Origin of the sequence: Paraburkholderia sp. SIMBA_054, from assembly GCF_046534875.1 — a bacterium.
Taxonomy (GTDB): domain Bacteria; phylum Pseudomonadota; class Gammaproteobacteria; order Burkholderiales; family Burkholderiaceae; genus Paraburkholderia; species Paraburkholderia hospita.
This window is the reverse complement of the sequence record NZ_JAWRXV010000144.1, coordinates 1-3,423: the sequence shown is the minus strand read 5'-3', so window position 1 is coordinate 3,423 and position 3,423 is coordinate 1. Positions and strand designations below refer to the sequence as shown.

Genomic DNA, 3,423 nt, shown 5'->3' with positions numbered 1-3,423 from the left:
TGAGCGTGAGCACGTAAATCGATGGGAATTCGGGGCGTTTTGAGCAGCTTGCGTGATGTAGCGGAGGGGATCTCCCTCAGGCATCTTGCACAAACGACGCCCAAGGGAGAGTCTCGTGTCTGCCAAGAACCGAGACTTCCAGAGTGTGCCACGTGAGTGCCCGCGATCCCAACTTCTATCACCTGCTGTTACGTATCGATCAGGACTACGCCGAACAGACCCGCGCGCAGCGTTGTCGCTGCGGTGGCGTACTCCATAGCGCCCGCTACCCGCGCAAGCCGCGCGGAATTTCATACGAAGCCCGCTGCCACTGCGATTTCCGCTACAGCTTCTGCTGCGCCGACTGTCGGCGTCGTACCACGCCATTCTCGGTGCGCTTTCTCGGCCGGCGCGTCTACACCGCCGCAATCATGATTGTCGTCAGCGCCACGCGTGCGAGCGCCGGTACGGCCGCGGCAATGCGCCAGCTCGATGCACTGGGCGTGCCGCCCTCGACGATCGCGCGATGGCGGCACTGGTGGACGACCGGGTTTGTCGGCACACCGTTCTGGGCGCTCGGACGGGCGGCGTTCGTGCCGCCCGTCGAGACCGCCCAGGTGCCGGCAAGCCTGCTCGAGCGCTTCGATACCACGCAGCCTGCCGAGCCATTGCCATGCCTGCTGCGCTGGCTCTCACCGCTCACCAGCGGCAGCGCCGTGAGCACCCTGCGTGAGGGACGGTAACCGCCCGCAGAACTTGTCGCTCGCCCCCCTCGGACTGCGCCGGTAGTCTCGCCTCTCCCCCGAATCGCGGCGCGGTGCGCCGCATCCCTGGAGAGAGCATGACTGAACTTCACGATTTACCCCTGCGGGATCGTTGGGCGCGCCTGCGCTTTGCGGTCGTAGGCCCCTTGCTGGCGGCACCGCCTGAACCCGGGCAGGTGCGCGAACTCATCACCGCGCTGGCCGCCAAACGCTGGCGTCATCCCGTCACTGGCGATGATGTCCAGTTCGGCCGCTCCACCGTTGAGCGGTGGTTCTACCGGGCCCGCAAGGCGGCCCACGATCCGGTCGCGAGCCTGCGCGACCGCAAGCGCCCCAGCGGCGCCGGCGCAAGCCTGTCGCCTCAGGCGGTACAGGCGATTCGCGCGCAATACCGGGAACATCCCGGCTGGACCTGCCAGCTGCACTTCGACAATCTCAAGGTCACGCTCGGCCAGGCGTTCCTGCCGTCGTACACGACGGTGCGTCGTTATCTGCGTGCGCAGGGCCTGTACCGTGAACGCAGGCCGCGTCATACCAGCACCGGCGCGATGCTCGCCCGCGATCGCCTCGAGAAGCTCGAGGTCCGCAGCTTCGAGGTCGAGCACGTCAACGCGCTCTGGCATCTCGATTTCCATCACGGCTCGCGCAAGCTGCTCACGCATGATGGCCAGTGGATCACGCCGATGCTGCTGTGCGTGCTCGATGACCGCTCGCGCGTCGTCTGTCACGCGCAATGGTTTCTCGACGAGACCGCACGCAGCCTGATCCATGGGCTCACCCAGGCGTTTCAGCGCCGGGGTCTGCCACGCGCCCTGATGACCGATAACGGCGCAGCAATGCTTGCCGAGGAGACGACCGCCGGCTTGCTCGCGCTCGGCGTGCTGCACCAGACGACCTTGCCATATTCGCCGTACCAGAACGCGAAGCAGGAGACGTTCTGGGCCCGCATCGAAGGGCGCGTGATGGCCATGCTCGAAGGCGAGCCCAATCTCACGCTCGAACTGCTCAATCAGGCCACCCACGCGTGGATCGAGCGCGAGTACCACCATGCGCATCATTCCGAGATCGGTGGCACGCCGCTCAAGCGCTATCTGGCCGGCCCCGATGTGGGCCGCGAATGTCCGTCGAGTGACGCGCTGCGCGCCGCATTCCGTATCGACGTGACGCGCGCCCAGCGGCGCTCGGATGGCACCGTGAGTCTGGCCGGCACGCGCTTCGAGATTCCCTCGGCCTACCGGCACCTGCAGCGCGTGCACCTGCGCTACGCGCGCTGGGACCTGAGCGGCGTCGATCTCGTCGACGCCAATAGCGGCACCGTGCTGTGCCCGCTGCGGCCGCTGGACAAGGCCGCCAATGCTGATGGCCAGCGTCGGCGACTCGATGCCGTCAATGTCGAGCCGCCACCGGCCAGTGCGCCCGGCATCGCGCCGCTGCTACGCCAGATGCTGGCCGACCACGCCGCAACCGGGTTGCCGCCAGCCTGGATTCCCGCCAACTGGCAGGAGGAGGCATGAGCCAGCGTCTGCAAGCCCTCTACGGCCTGAAGTGGAACCCGTTCTCGCCGGAGCTTCCCCTTGAGGCGCTGTACGTGCCGCCGCGCGTCGAGAACTTCTGCTGGCGCATCGAGAACGCGCTCGTGCGCGAAGGCGGCTTCGCCATGATCCACGGCGAGCCGGGTACCGGCAAGAGCGTGGTCATGCGCGTGCTGGCCGAGAAGCTCGAGCGCCTGACCGATCTGACAGTCGTCTCGATCAATCATCCGCAGAGCAACCTCGCCGACTTCTATCGCGAGATGGGCGACATCTTCGGTCTGGAACTCCGGCCGCACAACCGCTGGGGCGGCTTCAGGTCGCTGCGCGACCGGTGGATGTCGCACTTGCAGACCACGCGCCGGCGCCCAATCCTGCTGATCGACGAAGCGCAGGAAATGAGTCCCGGTGTGCTCAACGAACTGCGGCTCATGGCCAGCGCCCGCTTCGATTCGCAGCCCCTGCTGTGTGTGGTGCTCGCCGGCGACACGCGCCTGACCGACAAGCTGCGGCGCGACGAACTGCTGCCACTGGGCAGCCGTATCCGTTCCCGCCTGGGGACCGAGAAGGCTTCGGCCGACGACCTGCTGGCCTGCCTCGATCATCTGCTCGCCAGCGCCGGCGCCCCGCAGCTGATGACACCGCCGCTGCGCCACACGCTGTGCGAACACGCGCTGGGCAACTACCGCGTGCTCACCACGCTCGCCAACGAACTGCTCACCACCGCCGCGCAGCGCGAACTGTCCGAACTCGACGAGAAGCTGTACTTCGAGGTCTTTGCACCATCAACACAGTCCTCGCGCCGCACGCCAGCGCGTCAACCCAACGGAGCCCGATGACATGTCCCGTAAAGCATCACCTCGCCAACCCAATGCCTCGCCACGCCTGCCATTGCCCGAGCTCTCCGATGAGGCAGCCTACATGATGCAGTTCTTCATCGAAGACCTCTACCTGTGGTTCAGCCGCGCCTACGCCACCCAGATCCGCCGCTATCGCGAGCCCTGGTACCGCGGTCCGACACAGCCGCCACACCAGAGCATCGACGAGCCATTCTGAAACGACAACGGGAGCTTCATCGCTCCCGTTTTACTTCGTCCCTCGAACATCATTTATGTTGCTCATTGCCCCATCGATTTACGTGCTCACGCTCA

Annotated in this window: 4 protein-coding genes; all 4 read left to right on the top strand. The window is 66.0% G+C overall.

Features of this window, described 5'->3' with window-relative positions; translation table 11 throughout:
- Positions 1-152: 152 nt before the first annotated feature.
- The 4 genes from SB822_RS54270 to SB822_RS54255 all read left to right on the top strand — a co-directional run bounded on the left by SB822_RS54270 (position 153) and on the right by SB822_RS54255 (position 3,328).
- Complete coding sequence (locus tag SB822_RS54270; protein WP_410858748.1) at positions 153-722, top strand: hypothetical protein; 570 nt, start codon at positions 153-155, stop codon at positions 720-722.
- Between the two features lie 98 nt (positions 723-820).
- Positions 821-2,257, top strand: a complete 1,437-nt coding sequence (locus SB822_RS54265; protein ID WP_410858747.1) for a DDE-type integrase/transposase/recombinase — start codon at positions 821-823, stop codon at positions 2,255-2,257.
- Entirely contained in the window at positions 2,254-3,111 is an 858-nt protein-coding gene (locus SB822_RS54260) for an ExeA family protein (protein ID WP_086909375.1), read from the top strand. The genes SB822_RS54265 and SB822_RS54260 overlap by 4 nt, the downstream gene beginning before the upstream one ends.
- Before the next feature lies 1 nt (position 3,112).
- On the top strand, positions 3,113-3,328 hold the full coding sequence (locus tag SB822_RS54255; RefSeq protein ID WP_410858746.1) for a hypothetical protein: 216 nt from the start codon (positions 3,113-3,115) through the stop codon (positions 3,326-3,328).
- The last annotated feature ends 95 nt before the right edge of the window (positions 3,329-3,423 follow it).

Excerpts from the sequence above, each read along its gene's own strand:
- SB822_RS54265 (WP_410858747.1), top strand. The coding sequence starts at position 821 with ATGACTGAACTTCACGATTTACCCCTGCGGGATCGTTGGGCGCGCCTG.
- SB822_RS54260 (WP_086909375.1), top strand. The coding sequence starts at position 2,254 with ATGAGCCAGCGTCTGCAAGCCCTCTACGGCCTGAAGTGGAACCCGTTC.
- SB822_RS54255 (WP_410858746.1), top strand. The coding sequence starts at position 3,113 with ATGTCCCGTAAAGCATCACCTCGCCAACCCAATGCCTCGCCACGCCTG.